Raw genomic sequence first — 17,869 nt, 5'->3', positions numbered from 1 at the left:
GTCATCCCGAGGAACGAGAGATCTCCGCAAGAAACTCCGTTGCTATAATCACCAATCTTTGTCGAGCTACTTGCGCCTTCGACTTCGCTCAGGATGACAAAAAATGCGATTACTGCTGTATAGACTATTGTTTATAAACTATTGTCTACAATCTACTTCAACAGCTTTGTCAAAGTTCAAAACTTTGACAAAGCTTGATAATCACATCTAGCATCTATTTTCTTGCTTCTATAATCTATTTTCTCACATCAATTTATCATTACCATCGCACCCTTCAGCGTCAACTGCATTCCTCCGGAAACTTGTGCCATTTGTCCGCCTTGAGCGCTGTATTGCATGTCTGCGTTTTCTTTGATGTTCAGACCTTTTATTGCGACATCTCCGCCACTTGCTTGTATGTTAACGCCTTGATTTCCTTTGATGGTAACATTTTGATTGGCTGAGATATTGATGTTTTTTTGGCTTGAAATATCGATGCCGTCGCTTGACATTACGATGCTATTTTCATTTTCATCCTTAATCGTGATTTTCTTGTCTTCATCACTGATTATGATGGTATTTTTATTGGGCGTTGCTACGGTCCATATTTTTTTTTCGTCGTCAAATTGCACTGAGATTCCTGATTTTGAAACTATGGCTTTTATTGTGTTTTTTTCATTTGGATCTAATCCTGCAAAGGGTTTTATGGTTGTACTGCTATAAACGCTTCCCAGGATTATTGGATAACGCGGATCTTCGTTTATGAAACCCAGAATAACTTCGTCTCCAACTTCGGGCATGAAAAAAGCTCCGGCTCCGCTTGTCGAATAAAAATTGGTCATTCGCGCCCAGATTCCTTCACCTTTTGGATCTAATAAGGGAACATCGACTAAGATTCGGTATTGAGAATCGGGATCTTCGTACATCTTTTTTACGGTTGCGTTAAAGAGACCTTTTGCTCCGGGAACAAGTCCTGAAGCGGGCGGCGCCATAACATCCGGTTCTTCGGTAAACCAAAATGGTGATAGTCCAAGTGTAACTTCTGTAACCCAGTTTCCTACCGATAAATCATGTACAACGCCTCCAATAAGGTAATCTCCATTAAAACGATCTCCAAGACCGGCGAAGGTCATATATTTTCCGGGATCGACTAAATTGGTGCCTTGAAATTTGGCTTCACCCATTATTTTAGAATATTCACTTTTAATGATTTGTGCTTTCGACCAATTGGTTAAATCGGCAGATTCTATAGGTGCCGAAGTTTGTAATTGATAGGTTTCAAGTCCAATAACTTCGGATAGTTTTTTTGTGGTTAAATTTCCTGATCCGGCAACATTTGCTGAAGCAGTACCATTTACTACTGCTTGAGTTTTAAAATCCCAACTGTTTGCGGTTGCGCTTCCTAATTGCGTAACGGCATTTAATTTGGCATTAAACTCTAACAGACTATCACCATAAGTTACAGAAAGTACTGATGATGTGTTTTTGTCTGGAGGAAATGCAGAAATTTTTCCGTTTAAGGTGGTTACGATTAGGCCATTTGCTTCGGCTAGAGCCAAAATATAATCCCAATCAGTAACATAAAATTGCACTTGTTCCGGCCAGGTTGTGGTTGTTGCCGTAATATCTGAGCTTAATCCGGAATAGTTCCCTATAATGGAGGATATAATTGCGCTGTCTTTTTGTTTGGAATACGTAAGGCTTTTTCGACCTACGATCATTTTTATGGCATTATCGCGACATTCAACTTCTAATGCTGATCCTACTAAATTATCAATTCGGATGGTTTGACTCGTAATTAAACCGGAGAAAACAACAACATTATTGTTATCATAACCAGCTTCTATACTAATTTGAGCGCCGGGTGCAAAGATTGCAGATGAGCTGGCATCAAATTTACCTGTATTGGCTTCTCCGTCCAGAATTGTAATTTTTGCAGAAGAAATTCGGTTTACTTTTTTTTCGATATGAACAGAAAGCACACTTAGTTCGTCCGGTATTACCGTACCGCTAACTTTGACAGTGAATGTTGCAATTCCGCCACTTTTTATTTCGGTTGAAGCGCCCATTAATTAGAAGGATTTATAGGTGGAAATATTAGTTTGTCGATACCATTCAGGTTTCTGAATTTGTTGAGTTTATTATATTGCGCAACTTGTATATAATAGGAATCATCATTCCATACTTTCTGACACAATTGCGGCAGGGACATTCCCTCAGAAACGGTCACGATATGAGTAAGATCCGGAGATTCCGGAGCATCAGTTCTGGTTACCGTTTTTGGAGAAATATAGCGGCTAAAAGACAAGGATAATTTGGCTCTCAGTGGACTTCCGTCTGGTTTAAAAAGGGTGTAGGAGATGTCGATAGAATCGAGAACTCCGTTGAATGTAATATTCTTACCCCATTGTACTTTTACAAAATTAGGACGATGTATTTTACCGTTATAGGTATAAATAATCGTTTCTAAAGCTGTTATTTCTTTAGACATATCGATACGTTTTGCATCTACGATACCGGTACAGTCTATCACCATTTCAAAACTTAATTTGTCGCTTGGCGTACTTTTGTACTTTTGCGATGCCGAGCTTGTTGCCGGAGCTTGCTGCTCGTTGTATTCTATGCTTTTTTGTATTTTGATATTATCAGGATTAATCATGAAAGAATAGGGATTTCCGGAGAATTTATTCTGAAATTCCTCGTCGGTATATCCCGTTATTTTCATTAATTCTAAACTTGCCATTGGTTTGTTATTTTAATTCTAAAAGAGTTTTTTGAGAATATAAATTATACTTTTGAAGTTATGATCACGCGGATTATACGGATTCGCTATCGCGAAAACGCGGATAAAAACTGATTTTTTTTTTTGATAAAAGTTCTCTCGCAGATTTTGCAGATCGAGCAGATTTTTTTTTAATCTTTTTTAATCCTTTAATCTGTGGCTTTAACGTTTATAGCTGTTTTCCTGATTTTTCTCGGCGATTAATCTTTTGCATTCTTCGAGTAATTGTTTTCTCAAAATTGATAGTTCTCTTTCTTTGGCTACAGCCGAATTTTTGGCATTTGTAGTTACAATTTCTGTTTTGATAATGAGTTCTCTTATTTCGATTGGCATAATTGTTTACGTAAAAAGTTTATCAAATTTTGTGTCCTTAGAAATATTAAAATAGGTGTAAGCAAGTTCAATAGATTCAATAGCAATATTGCTTTCCTGAGAGTTTAGATCAGAAACGGCATATTTTACCGGATAGGCATTATTAAAAGTCCATTGCATACATACAACACCAGAGGCATTGAGCAATTTTAAGATCACATTTTTTGGCTGGATTGGGTTTGATAATCCCTGATCTATGCAGTTGGCACACCAATTTACCAACTGAGATCCTGCAGGCACCATGGCTCTTTTTAGTACTAAGTTTTGACTGCTTGAAATCGTTGGGAGGCGATATTTAAATCTATTTTCGCCTCCACAAACAATTTCTTCAACGCTTAATTCTTTAGAAATTCCGGATACCTCTTTGAAAGCCGCATCTACACCCGCAAAAGAGAGTGTAAAATAAAAGCTAACGGGATAATCGTTACTTACCGCCATTTTTAATGATCAGTTGTTCGTGCGCAATTTCTATAGTGTCTACCGCAACTTCGTTACCATCAGATTTTAAATCCGTGCTGGTAATTTTAGTTGGCCATGCATTGTTTAAAGTCCATTGCATGGTTACACCGCCTTTTTCGTCTAATAATTTTATCAGAACCGTTCTTCTTTTAATCGTATTCATTACGACTTGCTGATGCCAATCCCAGAAAGAATTGTCATTTACAAAGATTCCTCGCTTCATCGTTACGTTTCCGTATTTAGTAATACCCGGCATTTTCTCTACAGAAAAAAGAGGGCTGTTACTTTTGCGATATTCAATAATTTGATTTTCGACATCCATTCCGGTAACTTCCTGGAATGCTACTTTTGTCAATTCGGTTCCAAGATCTACTTCGAACCTAAACTTTGGCATTGGCCATGTTGCGCCTTGTACGCTTCCGTCATCTGGTGGTGGCATAATATTATATTTTTAAATTAAAAATTTATTTGATTTACTAGAGTATTTATTCGATTAACTAGAAGTTGCCATTTGCTGTTGAAATGTCAGAACGATAAATTCAGCAGGATGAACAACTGCAACTTTTACAGTTACATTCATAAAACCGTTTAAAAGGTCATCTGCAGTCATTGTAGAACCCAATCCGCAGGCTACAGAAAAGGCGTCAGAAGCGCTGGCTCCCTGTAAACCTCCTTGTTTCCAGATCGAACTAAGAAAACTGCTAATCATAGAAATTACAGCTTCCCAGGTATTCTTGTCATTTGGCTGGAATACATAAGCCTGAGCTGCCAGTTTACAAGATTGCTCCAGGAATATCATCGTTCTGCGTACCGGAATATATCTCCAATCCTGACTGTTTCCGTCTAATGTTCTTGATCCCCAAATTAAAATTCCTAAACCATTGAACGTTCTGATTGCATTGATTGATTTACCCGAAACGGCATCAACGTTTAAATTGCCTTGTTGACTTTCTGAAAGAGAAATTGGCAATGATGATACACCAACAATTGAAGTATTTGCAGGAGCTTCCCACGGACCAATTGCATTGTCTACAGTTGTAATAACGCCAGCCATAGCACCACTTGGAGGAAGAATATTAGCATCTTTCAAAATGTGCTTGATCATTTGAGTGTAAGTTTGACTTGCAATCAAAAGAGCATTATTGTTTTGCGTTACCGTCAAGGTACTGGCAGGATTTTGAATACCGGCAATAATTGTAGCAACAGCTGGATTAGGAGCACTTGCAGGATTTAGGATAGCTTCTAATTGTTTTACATCGCCACCAAATAAATTAGTGTAATCAATATCAGAATTTTGCATTACTGTAGTTCCTATAAAAGGATAATAAGCCATTCCGTAGTTTAATCCAACAGAACCCGTGTTCATTCTGAAATTTGAAATGTCCTGCGTGTACAAAATCGGATCCGGATCGTCGCCGCCAATAATGTCAAACAAGCACATTGCCGTTTGCATTTGTGTCGACTGAAGAAGCATTGCCTGCATCAGTGTACCATTGTTGTCTAAACTTAACAAAGTTGCTTCAGGGCAAATGTACATTGTTGGTTCCTGCTCATTTTTCAGTAGTGCAAGACCGCCTGTCAAGTCAGTCAATTGCACATTTGGGTTTACAACAGGAGTGCCCGGAGTTCCGGCTTTTCCTGACGAAGGTCCATAAGGTCCAACAGAAACAATATAAGCATCGCCACCGCCATTTTCATAAAAAAGCCTTACGCTATTATACAAATAATAAACAGTGTTAGGGTCAGGTACTATCGAATAGTACGTTCCGGAAATCAACATATAATCGCCACTTACAGGTTGACTTTTTTCGGCTACTAAATAGTATTCAGGGCTGTATTGCTTAGCCGGGCTTGCAGGAGCAGGCGGATCCGGTAAACAGAAGAAAGCCTGAAAATCAGCGAATGATGTGATTTTTACCGCCTTATTCGTGTACGATTTTCCTTCGTAAGAGGCCTGTGGTGTGTACCCTATAAATGCTGGTATGGCTGTAGCAACTGCAACAACTGAATTGGGAAAAGCATTTAATTCTTGAATGTAAACACCAGGAGTTTGAATGGTAGATAAATTCATTGATTTTAGTTTTTAATGTTCATTTTTAATAGTTTTTTATAGATAGATATACATTGGTGATGCGACCTGATTTTGGTCGTTATTTTCGATTATTCCTATTCGGGAAACATCCGGAACAGGAAGCCCTTTTATAATTACTTTGGGTTTTGTATTCGTTTGATTTGTCGAAGCTGAACTGCTTATTAAATCAAATTTGTACTTCGGTTTTTCGCTAAGCGTGATATAAGTTTTATTCGAAGTAAACAATAATGCCGATTCTCCGGTTTGAATTGTTACGGTTTGTGGACCGTCAAATTGTATATTTTCTTTTTCAGTAATCGAAGGATTGTTGAGCTGAACAGCATTTTTATTGATAAAATAATATTGCCATTGTGTTGCTCTCGCGGTAAAATTTATTTCGAAAAGTACTGAATCACTTGTATTTTGCTCTTTTAATATATCTTCGAAATAAATTTTTAAATGACCAAAATGAGTCGATGCAGGTTTATTCTCTAAGCTTTGGTTGAGCGTTATTTTACCATTATTGTTTACGTTTTTAGGATCCTGACTAGAGTAATTAACGGCTCCAATCCAGTTAATAGGCAATGCGGTAAAGAGAATGAAATTGGGATTACTGCATTTGATATCAAACTCAAAATAATCTTGCTCCGTATTTTTAGAAATATAATCTAATAAGTCTGATAGCGATGATTTTGTATTAGAATACAAATCAAATCCGTTTGAAACAGGAGTCATTCTAAAGCCGTATTTTTTTAATATACTATCAGTTTTATGATTCGGAATAAAGTGAAGACAATTGCATTTTCCATTATCAAAAAAAGTGTGATAAGCCGCAGTACTAAAGATCTTTATGTAATTACTCTGTATCATTTTCCAATAGTATTGCTGGTGTTTTTTACAGACGGTATGATTTCCATGATTTCGTGACCCTGAACTTTTATCAGTTTCATTTTGTAAATTATCGAAGGCTGATATTTTGCTGCCATCGCTGTCCACAAACTGTGCATTTGATGGTAGGAGATTTTTTCATATTCGAATTCTAATCTGCTCAAACCATCGGGAATAGAAGAAGAGGACGAAGCATCGAGATAATTATTTATCTGAAAGAAGACGATAACAGCATCCAGAAATTTTAGAGATTCTGTATAATCGTCAAAGTTGCTGCTAATCAATAAGTCGATGTTGTATTTTTCTGTGGGATTGAAATTAGAAAAACTTCCGTCTTCTAATTTTTTATTTCTAATGTAAAAAGGCTGGTTGGTTTCTTTTTCGATATTAATTAAAGATAAAACGACTTTATTCTGATTCACTTTTGGCAATGTGCCGCTTGGTTCAATAAGATAATTCAGGACCGTTTTGTCTTCATCCAAACCAAATCGGTTTTTTAAAAACTGTCCGAGCAAATTTTTCGTAAATTGAAGTGATTGATTGATCATCTTGTCTAATTCTTTATTGATTGGGGCATAATAGGGAAATTAATTACCTATAACTATTGTAAAAGTAGTTGAGAATTAGATTTGTACAGAAAAATACTAATATACTTTTCGTGTACAAAATCAAAAGATATTTGATGCTTTTGTAGACAAAATGTAGACAGAAAACGTTTTTTGTAGACAAAAAATGTTTTGTCTATTTGTGACGTAGACAATTAATTTCTTCGATTTTACGGATTTCCACATTTTTATGATTAAAAGTAATTTTTATTTGTTTCGATTGGTTTGTCATTTCGAGCGAAGGGAGAAATCACACAAGAGACTCCGCATAGTAGATCGCCAATCTTTGTCGAATTTCTAGTGTGATTTCTCGTTCCTCGAAATGACAAGATTGCGTTTATGATTGCGTCTGATGGATTAAAATCCATCCCTACAATATACGCCGTTCCTCCGGAACTCTTTAGGCGGTTATTTTACGGAGTTTTTTTGCGTCTCATCTTTGTCAAAGTTTTAAACTTTGACAAAGATTATCGAAGGTAAAATTTTTGCGTGGTTTTGTTGATTCTTTAAGAAACAGTTCTCAAGTACGAGATAATATCCTGTTCTTTTTTAAGGGTCAATTTCTTTTTCAGGCGGTATTTGTGGGTACGTACGCTTTCCTGATTGATTCCAAGGAGATTTGTGATGTCATTGTTGCTCATATTCATTTTGATGTAGCAACAATATTTTAAATCTTTGGAGCTTAGCGAAGGATGTTTTTTGGCTAAAGCCAAAAGAAAATTGGGATTTGATTGTTCGAAATAAATTTTAAAATCATCCCAGAGTTTTTTATCGTTTGCGACTGTTTTTATAGAATTTACAATCGACATTAATTCTATTCTCGTACTATCATCTACATTAGGATAAAGGTATGAAATGCGTTCTTTTACCTTTAAAAGGACTTCAACCTTTTGATCAAGTTCCATTACATAATGGCTTAATTTATTGGAGTTATTCTTTTGAAATGCTGCTTCGACAAACGATGTGGGAATAGTACTTCTTGTTTCTCCTTTTTTGAGTAAAAAAATAGATCGAATTCTATAGATTAAATATTCGGAATTATTTAAATGGTTATAAGAATACGTAAAAACGATACAATTTTTTGACCAGCATAAAGATTCACATTCATCGTTTTTTGTTAAACAGAGAATTGGAATATCATTTTTGCAGGAATTAAAATTTGGATCATTTATAATGGTCTGGTTTTTTTTGAAACATAAAAAAATCAGATCGGGATTTAAGGATTCTGCTGTACGATTTAAATCTGCGGCTCTTGAAACAGAAACGGTCGAAATAGTGAAATCTATTATGGTCGACAAAATATGTAATACCTTGGTTAATACCATAGTATCATCACATCCAATCAATATTGTTTTCTTGTCAAGCATTTTTTTTGGGGAGTATTTTTTTGCCTGGTTATATTGTTTTTAAATCGTTATTAAAATTATATATCTTTTTACCGCGCGAATAAAAATATGCTACAGAATGGTTTTTTCCTGTCATGAAATCGAGTTTTGTACTAGATATTTCTTTTTGAAAAAATAGTTACTAAATAGATTCAATTTTAAAAGAAAAGGGGTTTTTATCGGGGAAATAAGATAAAAGAGTTCTACAAGGCTTGTAAAAGAAGTTTGGTTTTTTATTTGGAATGTAAAATTATAAAATAAATACGATACAACGATAACTAATAGTACTTGTTTTTTCAGTATATTCTTATTTTAACGATTCATTTACATAAAAAAAGAGATTCGTCAATATTGAAGAATCTCTTTTTTATTTAGATATGAAATGACTTTTATTTATCAGCCACTTTTTTAAATCTCATCATTGGCACGTCTTTAATCAACAAATTAAGTTTACCATCTTTATCAATAGAATAAGAATCAATTTTTCTGATCATTTGTGTAAAAACCTGTTCGCCGCCGCCATCGCAATACATCATTGTAGCCGGACCTTGCTCTCCAAAACTAAGAGATTTCCCTTTTAAAGTATAAGGAGCGCTGTAACCGTTACAACCAGCATTTCCGAAAACCTGACCTTTACTTTCGTCAAATTTAATAAATGGTTTTTTGGTAGGAAACAGACCATCAAAAGCAATACGCGGACCAGAAATATATTCTAATTCCCAAGTTGTATTGTAAAGATCAGAAGAGCTTGTGGTATTCTTCATCGTTGTACAAGAATTAAATGATAGTGCTAAAACAGCAACAAAAAGTAAGATGTAATTTTTCATAAAAAACGATTTTAGAACATAAATTTAATAATTATTAATAGAATTTACATCATAAAAAGGATGAATTTTTTGTTTTATGTGTTTCGTTTCTTATTTAATTTGTCTCTACCAACAATGTAATTAAGTTAAGAAAAGATATATAATCTAATGGCGAAGAAATCTCGCGCAAAGGCGCAAAGTTTTTGTCATTTCGACGGAGGAGAAATCCTTGCAAGTAGCTCCGTTCCTAATAGTCAATCTTTGTAGAATTTCTTGCGAGGATTTCTCCTCCGTCGAAATGACAATATTGTGGTTAAACTTTTCTCTAAGTCTTGTTTCTATAATCTTGCTTCTAGAATCTTTCTTCTATATTCTTTCTTCTATATTCTTTCTTCTATAATCTTGCTTCTACGAGTCTAGACCTAAACCGGCAAATTCTTCTCAAACGCCGCACCAAAAGAGAAAAACGAATCTGTGCTTCCAACGCCTTCGATTTGGTGAATTTGTTCGTATAGAATTTTACGAAGCTCTTCGTTGTTAAAAGAAACAATTTTGATGAATAAAGCATATTTCCCCGAAACCCAGTGACATTCGATCACTTCTGGGATTTCTTTCAGTTTTTCGGCAATAGAATAAGAGTATCGCGCTTCTTTAGTAACGATTCCGGTGTAGGTAATAGTTTCAAAACCAAGTTCTTTAGCATTTAGCTTGACGCCAAAACCTGTAATTACACCAGCTTCTTGTAATTTTTTGACCCTTAAATGCACCAATGAATTTGATATATTTAATTCTTTCGCAAGATCTGAAAAAGGTATTCTCCCATTCTCACTCAGTTTTTGCATGATTTCGCGATCTAAATAGTCAGTATTTTCATTCTTCTTGATACTTGCCATAGCCTGTGTTTGTTTATAGATTCTACAATTTTGACAATTCTTTTGTTAAAACTCCTTTTGAAAGTGTCAAAAATACAAAAATTAACTTAAAATATGTCGTGTTGTAAATAATCGTATCTATTGAATGTTATATTAACAGTATATTCTATAGATTTGTGTCATAATAACATTATTTTAAGATAGCCAAACATGAATAAAGATCAATTACTTACGAAACTATGGGAGCAATATGCTGATATTACTCCATCTGCAAAAAAAATACATGAACTATTAGAAGATAAAGGCGAAGAAATCCAGAATGACCATATCGCGATTCGTACTTTCAATGACAAACGTGTTAATATTGAGGTATTAGAAAAGCCTTTTATTAATGTTGGTTATGAGGCAAAGGGCGAGTATAATTTTGAAACTAAAAAATTATATGCAAAGCATTATGAGCACGCTACAGATAAAAGCGCTCCAAGAATCTTTATTTCAGAATTAGAATTAGAAAAATGCTCTGCTGAATTACAGGAAACAGTACAGAACATTTTGAACAGTTGTGACCAAAATGTATTCAACGATCCTGAATTGGTTTTAAGCGGATCTGTTTGGAAAGGAAACTCTCAAAAGATCTACAAATCATTATTAGAAGAATCTGAATATGCAGCGTGGATGTACGTTTACGGTTTTAGAGCAAATCATTTCACTATAAATACTAATGCTTTAAAAGGCTTTAAAACATTAGAAGAATTAAATAATTTCTTAGAAGAAAGCGGTTGGAAATTAAACGCTTCTGGTGGAAAAATCAAAGGAACGCCAGAGCAATTATTAGAACAATCAAGCACATTGGCAGATTTATATGTAGTAGATTTTGAAGAAGGAGCAATCGAAATTCCGTCTTGCTATTATGAATTTGCACTTCGTTACCCAATGGCAAACGGAGAATTGTACCAGGGATTTGTGGCATCATCTGCAGATAAAATCTTTGAAAGTACAGATGTAAAGTTGCAGGAAGCTAAATAATAAAACTCGTTAGGCGTAAATGTTTTAACACATAGAAAAATAACTTTTAATGCTTAAAAAAGGCGTTTCACTTATTTAAAATATACATAGATGACTATGTGAAAGAAATGAATTTCTTTAAAAATTCTCTTTTACTAAGAAGAAAATCTATGTTTCTATGTGTTAAAAAAATTTTGAATTATCCGCAAACGATTGAGAAATACAGAATAACAAATAAAAAAGGTCGGAATGACAAAAACAGAATTAGGATTCGGAATTAAAGAAGCTTTAAACCAATTAGGAATAAAGGATGTTAATGAAGGAACTTCAACAGGATTAAACAATTTTTCGAATGGGGAAATTTTAGAAAGTTATTCTCCGGTTGATGGAGCATTAATTGGAAAAATTAAAACTTCGACTGCTGCAGATTATGAGAAAGTAATGGAATCAGCAACAGCTGCTTTCAAACAATTCAGAGTAATGCCAGCGCCACAACGTGGAGAAATTGTACGTCAGTTTGGAGAAAAATTACGCCAAAACAAAGAAGCTTTAGGGAAACTGGTTTCTTATGAAATGGGTAAATCGCTGCAAGAAGGTTATGGAGAAGTTCAGGAAATGATCGATATCTGTGATTTTGCAGTAGGACTTTCGCGTCAGCTACACGGATTAACGATGCACTCTGAGCGTCCAGGACACAGAATGTACGAACAATATCATCCTTTGGGAGTTGTTGGAATCATTTCGGCATTCAACTTTCCGGTTGCAGTTTGGGCTTGGAATACAGCTTTGGCTTGGATTTGCGGAGACGTTTGCGTTTGGAAACCTTCTGAAAAAACACCTCTTTGCGGAATTGCCTGCCAGAATATCATTGCTGAAGTTATCAAAGAAAACAACCTTCCAGAGGGAATTTCATGCTTAATCAATGGCGATTATAAAATAGGAGAGTTGTTGACAAGCGATAAACGTGTACCATTAATTTCGGCTACAGGTTCTACAAGAATGGGTAAAATTGTTGCGCAGGTAGTTGCGGGACGTTTAGGAAATTCATTATTAGAATTAGGCGGAAACAATGCAATTATTGTAACGCCGGATGCAGATATTAAAATGACTGTTATTGGTGCCGTTTTTGGTGCCGTAGGAACTGCAGGACAAAGATGTACATCGACGCGTCGTTTGATCATTCACGAAAGTATTTATGATAAAGTTAGAGATGCAATTGTTTCTGCCTACAAACAATTACGCATTGGAAATCCATTGGACGAAAAAAATCATGTTGGTCCGCTTATCGATAAACATGCTGTCGAAATGTACAATCAGGCTTTAGAAAAAGTAGTTGCCGAAGGAGGAAAAATCCTTGTTGAAGGCGGCGTACTTTCAGGAGAAGGATACGAAAGCGGTTGCTACGTAAAACCTGCAATTGCAGAAGCTGATAACACATTTGAAATCGTACAACACGAAACTTTTGCCCCAGTATTGTACTTATTAAAATATTCAGGAACTGTAGAAGATGCCATCGCAATCCAAAACGGTGTTGCACAAGGATTATCATCGGCAATTATGACAAATAATTTAAGAGAAGCTGAGTTATTCTTTTCAGTTACAGGATCTGATTGTGGTATTGCCAATGTAAATATTGGAACGTCAGGCGCTGAAATTGGAGGTGCTTTTGGTGGAGAAAAAGAAACAGGCGGAGGGAGAGAATCCGGCTCTGATGCCTGGAAAGTTTACATGCGTAGACAAACCAATACAATTAATTACACAACTAGTTTGCCACTAGCACAAGGAATTAAATTTGACTTATAAGCCGAATTAGAACTAACGCTTATAATAAAAGTCACAAGAATGAGAATACCGCAATTTATTTGGTCAGTGTTTTACCGCCACTGACTAAATAAGTTGCTTGCTTACAAATAAAAAAAAACAAAAAAAGAAAATTTTAATTAACCAAAACCATTACCAAAATGAAAAAACTACTAGTTAGGAAGCTATCCATGCTTCCTTTACTGCTATGTCTATGGTTGCCAGGTATCAACTTCGCACAGGCTCAAAAGACAATTTCAGGAAAAGTTACAGATGATAAAAACAACACATTGCCAGGTGTTAGTATTTCTATCAAAGACTCAAAGTACAATGCAGCAACAGATATTGACGGAAATTATACTCTGGTATATTCCTCAAGTCTTGTCGATCCGGTTATCGTTTTTTCGTATATGGGATTCATAGGAAAAAGCGAAGCCGTAAATAACCGCACACAATTTGATGTGGTTATGCAGGAAGAAACCAATAAATTAAATGAAGTCGTTATTATAGGTTACGGATCTCAGAAAAAGAGTAACGTGACCGGAGCTATTTCTACCGTTAAAAAGGAAAGTCTTGAAACCAGAGCCACAACAAGTCCGGCCGAGGCACTTCAAGGTTTAGTTGCAGGGGTAAACGTGCAAAAAAGCGGTGGAGTTGCAGGAGCTTCTGTAAGTGTAAAAATTCGTGGAGTAAACACTTTTGGAGCAACAGAACCACTTTATATTATTGACGGATTTCAAGGATCTATTAATACCATCAATCCAACCAATATAGAATCTATGGAGGTTCTTAAAGATGGTGCTGCAGCTGCAATTTATGGATCTGTAGCCGCAAATGGTGTAATTATCGTAACGACTAAAAATGGTCAGAAAGAAGGCGTAAAAGTTGATTTCAGTTCCTTTTTAAGCGTTACAAACCCATCAAAAACATTAGACTTATTAGACGCTGACGGATATCGTACGGTTAATAAAAGAATGTATGATGAGTATAATAAATATGCAACTACGCCAAAACCGCTTCCGGCTTATATTACGGAGCCGTCTAATGTAAATACAGATTGGCAGGATGAAGTTTTCCGTTCTGGATTTACCCAAAATTATGGTTTAGGAGTTCAGGGAAGACAAGGTGATTTTAAATTTGCTTTATACGGTAATTTAGTAAAGCAAAAAGGAATTGTAATTGACAACCAATTTGGACAACAAACTGCAAGCGCAAGAGTTAGTTTCAAAAAATCTATTTTTGATGTAGACGGAAAAATGGCTTACATCGGAACACAAAATGCATTGCCAAACTTTCAGTTGAAAGAAGTTTATACAATGGCGCCTTTAGTTCCGGTTTATGACGCAACACAACCATATGGTTATGGATTGGCAGACAAAAACGGTTTGCCGGCTGCAACAAATCCGGTTGCCGAAGAACACTTTAGAAAAAGTAATGACGTAGGACAGGATTTAACAGCAAATATCGCTATTACAACAAATATTGCTCCTTGGATAAAATACAAATTAGCGTATTCTTACCGTGTGAAAAATAACCAGCAAATGGCTCATTTTCCACCATTTATTGCAAATCCAAAAGAGGTACATCTTTATCCAATGCAAAGCGAATTGAGAACAACCTGGAACGAGCAAATATTAGACAATATTATCACAATCGATAAAACATTTGGTAAACATGTTTTTGGATTAATGCTTGGTAATACTTTTAACAGTCAATCATCAAACTGGAACCAAGTTAGCGTTGAAGGTAAAACAACGGATTATACGGTAGAAAATGGACAATTGGTTTCTATTGATCGTCCGTCTGGATTCCTTGATCCTGGTTTTGAAACTATTGGAGCAGGAAGAGGCGGAACATATACTGCAGACGGTTCAAAATTTCAATACAATCGTGTATCTTTCTTCGGAAGGTTAAATTACTCGTATAATGATCGTTACTTACTTCAGGTTACGGTTAGAAAAGATGGTTCGTCTAAATTTGGAGAAGACAGCCGTTGGGGAACATTTCCGTCTGTTGCTTTAGGATGGAAAATCGAACAAGAAGATTTCTTTCCAAAAGATATGATCCTTTCTACATTAAAATTACGTGCTAGCTGGGGACAATTGGGTAACGAAGCTGCATTAGGATATTACTCAGCAAATACATTGATCAAAACCGGAAACAGTTTAGGCAATGGTTATGTACAAGGAATTGGAAGTAATCCTTGGCCGGGAAGTATTGCAACAGCATTAGAAAACAGAAACCTGCAATGGGAAACTACAGATTCTAAGAATATTGGACTTGATTATACCCTTTTGAAAGGAAAAATCAGCGGTTCGATGAACTACTACCATAATGTAACCGACAATTTGTTGATTACCAAAAAACTGGCTCCATCTGCCGGAATCGACGATCCAATTCTTAACGTAGGTAAAATTAGCAATAGCGGATTTGAATTTGAAGTAAACTACCGCGATCAGGTTAATGAATTCAAATACAACGCAGGTTTAAACCTTACGACACTTAAAAATAAAGTGCAAGAACTTGCAAACGAAGGACAAACAATTTACGGAGAAGGATTGAAATATGGAGACGAACATTTTCCGACTCAAGCTCGCGTAGGAAGTCCAATTAGTGGATTCTATCTGTATAAAACAGATGGTATTTTCCAAAGCGCACAAGAAGTTGCAGCTCACAGCAAAAACGGAGTTTTATTACAACCAAATGCACAACCTGGAGATATTCGTTTCAAAGATTTGAACAATGACGGTGTTATCGACGAAAAAGACAAAGAATACGCAGGAACAGGATTACCAAAATTAGAAGTAAATCTTAGTTTAGGAGCAAGTTATAAAGGTTTCGATTTTTCTGCTTTGATTGGAAGCGGTTGGGGTAATAAACTATACAACGGAAACAGATATTTCTATGAATCTATGAATTCAGGAACCAACATGTTGGCTTCGACATTAAATTCATGGACACCGGAAAACCACAGTAATATACCACGTGCAGTATTGCAGGATCCAAACGGAAACAGCCGTGAATCGGATCGTTTTCTTGAAAGTGGAGATTTTATTAGAATGCGCCAATTGCAATTGGGATATACTATTCCGAGCAAAATGTTAGGTAAAGCAAAAATCGACAAACTTAGATTTTATGTAAGTGTTGAAAACCTGTTTACCATCACCAATTATTCAGGTATAGATCCTGAATTCTCACGTGCTTCAGTAGTAGACACGGGTGTTGACCGTTTTGTTTATCCATTTACAAGATCATTTGTATCTGGAGTTCAGTATATATTTTAATACGATTTAAAAAAGACATTATCATGAAAAAGATATTTTTATTATTATCCACAATAGGTCTGTTCACCATCACAAGTTGTAGTGATTACCTGGACCAACAATCTCCGGATCAACTTACTTCAGGTAATTTCTGGAGAAATAAAGCCGATGCTGAATCTGCTTTGGCATCAACCTATTCTCAATTAGAATGTGCCGTTGACGAATGGGCTTTCGCCGAAGTAAAATGGCCGGTTGAAGCCTATCGCGAAGACATAAACGAATTAGGAAGTGACGCATTAAACTACCAAAACTGGGTAGAACTTTCGACATTTACCTACACAAACGGAAACAGTCAGTTTACCAGTTATTGGAAAATTAATTACAGAGGAATCAGTAATGCTAATCAGGTTATTGACAAATTGCCACAAGTTCCGGCAACAACATTAAACGATGCAGATCGCAAACAAATTGAAGCCGAAGCTCGTTTTTTACGCGCATATTATCACATGAAATTGCTTTTGAACTGGGATCAGATTTACATTAGAAATAAATATGTGACCAAAGAAAGTGATCTAAATGTTCCGTTGGCAACACGTGCAGCAGCTTGGGATTTTATTACAAGCGAATTTAAGGCTGTAGCCGATGTACTTCCTGCAAAACAATCTGCAGATAAAACAGGTCGCGCAACAAGCGGAGCAGCAAATAGTTATTTAGGATTTGCTTATTTGACAAGAGCTTATGAAGAAACTTCTCAAAAACAAGCATTCTTAAACGAAGCACTTACAGCACTTAATAAAGTACAAGGTTATGAGTTAGTGAAAGATTATGTTTCGATGTTTGACGGAACTACAAAAAACACAAAAGAATCTATTTTCGAATTGCAATTCTCAGAAACTACAGCAAACGGAGCATTCTACCGTAATGCACTTCATTATTGGATGGCATCAGCTGAACTTGGAGGTTGGGATGAGATTCTGCCAAGTGCAATGCTTGTAAGTGAATTTAAAAAAGAAGGAAAAATTGCGACAACAGGAAATTACGATACGCGTCTTTACAGCACAATTTTCTTCAAAGATCCTTATTTCAATGACCCAAATAATCCATTGGTATTAGGAACAACTTATGATGAAAAATTTGGAGGAACAGACAAACCAGTTTACCGCAGATATATTCCAAGTACACAGGAAAAAATGAATCAGGAATTTACAGCAATCAACATTCCATTGATGCGTTATGCGAATGTATTATTGATGCAAGCCGAAGTTCTAAACGAATTAGGACGTAGCGCAGAAGCGATTCCGTATATCGACAAAGTTCGCGCAAGAGCAGATATGCCTGGAATGACAGGAACAACAACTGCCCAAGTAAGAGCACAAATCGAACACGAAAGAATCATAGAATTCCCATTAGAAAACTATCGTTTTTATGATTTACGTCGTTGGGGAAAAACAAAAGCAGCACTTGACGCAGTTGGACGCACAGGTTTTGACGCATCAAAAAATAGCTTTTATCCAATTCCTTTAACAGAATTGCAAACGAAATAATCATCTGGAAGAAAGAATTCAAAATATCAAAAATTGAT

General features: G+C 35.8%; 15 protein-coding genes. 4 read left to right on the top strand and 11 right to left on the bottom strand.

What is annotated here, in order from left to right:
- Positions 1-248: 248 nt before the first annotated feature.
- From vgrG to CLU81_RS00815, 11 genes are all read right to left on the bottom strand, one after another.
- Positions 249-2,048, bottom strand: coding sequence for a type VI secretion system tip protein VgrG (gene vgrG / locus CLU81_RS00860; protein WP_099708095.1), 1,800 nt, complete (start codon positions 2,046-2,048; stop codon positions 249-251).
- On the bottom strand, positions 2,048-2,722 hold the full coding sequence (locus CLU81_RS00855) for a hypothetical protein (protein ID WP_099708094.1): 675 nt from the start codon (positions 2,720-2,722) through the stop codon (positions 2,048-2,050). The genes vgrG and CLU81_RS00855 overlap by 1 nt, the downstream gene beginning before the upstream one ends.
- A gap of 201 nt (positions 2,723-2,923) precedes the next feature.
- Positions 2,924-3,094, bottom strand: a complete 171-nt coding sequence (locus CLU81_RS26700) for a DUF5908 family protein (RefSeq protein WP_158235296.1) — start codon at positions 3,092-3,094, stop codon at positions 2,924-2,926.
- 6 nt (positions 3,095-3,100) lie between these two features.
- Positions 3,101-3,571 carry a phage tail protein gene (locus CLU81_RS00850; RefSeq protein WP_099708093.1) on the bottom strand — a complete coding sequence of 157 codons (471 nt, stop codon included), beginning with the start codon at positions 3,569-3,571 and terminating at the stop codon, positions 3,101-3,103.
- Entirely contained in the window at positions 3,558-4,031 is a 474-nt protein-coding gene (locus CLU81_RS00845; RefSeq protein ID WP_099708092.1) for a phage tail protein, read from the bottom strand. Before CLU81_RS00845 ends, CLU81_RS00850 begins: the two co-directional genes overlap by 14 nt.
- A 54-nt stretch (positions 4,032-4,085) precedes the next feature.
- On the bottom strand, positions 4,086-5,663 hold the full coding sequence (locus CLU81_RS00840) for a phage tail sheath C-terminal domain-containing protein (RefSeq protein WP_099708091.1): 1,578 nt from the start codon (positions 5,661-5,663) through the stop codon (positions 4,086-4,088).
- A 36-nt stretch (positions 5,664-5,699) separates the two neighbouring features.
- A complete protein-coding gene (locus CLU81_RS00835) occupies positions 5,700-6,533 on the bottom strand; it encodes a hypothetical protein (protein ID WP_099708090.1) in 834 nt (277 codons plus the stop codon).
- Positions 6,530-7,099: a Pvc16 family protein gene (locus CLU81_RS00830; RefSeq protein WP_099708089.1), complete on the bottom strand. Its 570-nt coding sequence runs from the start codon at positions 7,097-7,099 to the stop codon at positions 6,530-6,532. The genes CLU81_RS00835 and CLU81_RS00830 overlap by 4 nt, the downstream gene beginning before the upstream one ends.
- A gap of 563 nt (positions 7,100-7,662) precedes the next feature.
- The gene (locus tag CLU81_RS00825; protein WP_144444450.1) at positions 7,663-8,523 is read right to left on the bottom strand and encodes a LuxR C-terminal-related transcriptional regulator; all 861 of its coding nucleotides are present in this window, start codon (positions 8,521-8,523) and stop codon (positions 7,663-7,665) included.
- Positions 8,524-8,930: 407 nt separating this feature from the next.
- A complete protein-coding gene (locus tag CLU81_RS00820; protein WP_099708087.1) occupies positions 8,931-9,368 on the bottom strand; it encodes an META domain-containing protein in 438 nt (145 codons plus the stop codon).
- 401 nt (positions 9,369-9,769) lie between these two features.
- The gene (locus tag CLU81_RS00815) at positions 9,770-10,240 is read right to left on the bottom strand and encodes an Lrp/AsnC family transcriptional regulator (RefSeq protein ID WP_099708086.1); all 471 of its coding nucleotides are present in this window, start codon (positions 10,238-10,240) and stop codon (positions 9,770-9,772) included.
- A gap of 189 nt (positions 10,241-10,429) precedes the next feature.
- Between CLU81_RS00815 and CLU81_RS00810 the strand changes: the two genes are divergently transcribed.
- The 4 genes from CLU81_RS00810 to CLU81_RS00795 all read left to right on the top strand — a co-directional run bounded on the left by CLU81_RS00810 (position 10,430) and on the right by CLU81_RS00795 (position 17,831).
- On the top strand, positions 10,430-11,245 hold the full coding sequence (locus CLU81_RS00810; protein WP_099708085.1) for a DUF1338 domain-containing protein: 816 nt from the start codon (positions 10,430-10,432) through the stop codon (positions 11,243-11,245).
- Positions 11,246-11,473: 228 nt separating this feature from the next.
- The gene (locus tag CLU81_RS00805) at positions 11,474-13,027 is read left to right on the top strand and encodes an aldehyde dehydrogenase family protein (protein ID WP_099708084.1); all 1,554 of its coding nucleotides are present in this window, start codon (positions 11,474-11,476) and stop codon (positions 13,025-13,027) included.
- Positions 13,028-13,185: 158 nt separating this feature from the next.
- Positions 13,186-16,308, top strand: coding sequence for a TonB-dependent receptor (locus CLU81_RS00800; protein ID WP_233209626.1), 3,123 nt, complete (start codon positions 13,186-13,188; stop codon positions 16,306-16,308).
- Between the two features lie 23 nt (positions 16,309-16,331).
- Positions 16,332-17,831 carry a RagB/SusD family nutrient uptake outer membrane protein gene (locus tag CLU81_RS00795; RefSeq protein WP_099708082.1) on the top strand — a complete coding sequence of 500 codons (1,500 nt, stop codon included), beginning with the start codon at positions 16,332-16,334 and terminating at the stop codon, positions 17,829-17,831.
- Positions 17,832-17,869 lie beyond the last annotated feature (38 nt).

Origin of the sequence: Flavobacterium sp. 9 (genome assembly GCF_002754195.1) — a bacterium.
Classification (GTDB): Bacteria; Bacteroidota; Bacteroidia; order Flavobacteriales; family Flavobacteriaceae; genus Flavobacterium.
This window is presented reverse-complemented; position numbering and strand designations above follow the sequence as displayed.

Bases quoted from the DNA above. Each gene is read 5' to 3' on its own strand.
- vgrG (WP_099708095.1), bottom strand. From the start codon at position 2,048: ATGGGCGCTTCAACCGAAATAAAAAGTGGCGGAATTGCAACATTCACT.
- CLU81_RS00855 (WP_099708094.1), bottom strand. From the start codon at position 2,722: ATGGCAAGTTTAGAATTAATGAAAATAACGGGATATACCGACGAGGAA.
- CLU81_RS26700 (WP_158235296.1), bottom strand. From the start codon at position 3,094: ATGCCAATCGAAATAAGAGAACTCATTATCAAAACAGAAATTGTAACT.
- CLU81_RS00850 (WP_099708093.1), bottom strand. From the start codon at position 3,571: ATGGCGGTAAGTAACGATTATCCCGTTAGCTTTTATTTTACACTCTCT.
- CLU81_RS00845 (WP_099708092.1), bottom strand. From the start codon at position 4,031: ATGCCACCACCAGATGACGGAAGCGTACAAGGCGCAACATGGCCAATG.
- CLU81_RS00840 (WP_099708091.1), bottom strand. From the start codon at position 5,663: ATGAATTTATCTACCATTCAAACTCCTGGTGTTTACATTCAAGAATTA.
- CLU81_RS00835 (WP_099708090.1), bottom strand. From the start codon at position 6,533: ATGATACAGAGTAATTACATAAAGATCTTTAGTACTGCGGCTTATCAC.
- CLU81_RS00830 (WP_099708089.1), bottom strand. From the start codon at position 7,099: ATGATCAATCAATCACTTCAATTTACGAAAAATTTGCTCGGACAGTTT.
- CLU81_RS00825 (WP_144444450.1), bottom strand. From the start codon at position 8,523: ATGCTTGACAAGAAAACAATATTGATTGGATGTGATGATACTATGGTA.
- CLU81_RS00820 (WP_099708087.1), bottom strand. From the start codon at position 9,368: ATGAAAAATTACATCTTACTTTTTGTTGCTGTTTTAGCACTATCATTT.
- CLU81_RS00815 (WP_099708086.1), bottom strand. From the start codon at position 10,240: ATGGCAAGTATCAAGAAGAATGAAAATACTGACTATTTAGATCGCGAA.
- CLU81_RS00810 (WP_099708085.1), top strand. From the start codon at position 10,430: ATGAATAAAGATCAATTACTTACGAAACTATGGGAGCAATATGCTGAT.
- CLU81_RS00805 (WP_099708084.1), top strand. From the start codon at position 11,474: ATGACAAAAACAGAATTAGGATTCGGAATTAAAGAAGCTTTAAACCAA.
- CLU81_RS00800 (WP_233209626.1), top strand. From the start codon at position 13,186: ATGAAAAAACTACTAGTTAGGAAGCTATCCATGCTTCCTTTACTGCTA.
- CLU81_RS00795 (WP_099708082.1), top strand. From the start codon at position 16,332: ATGAAAAAGATATTTTTATTATTATCCACAATAGGTCTGTTCACCATC.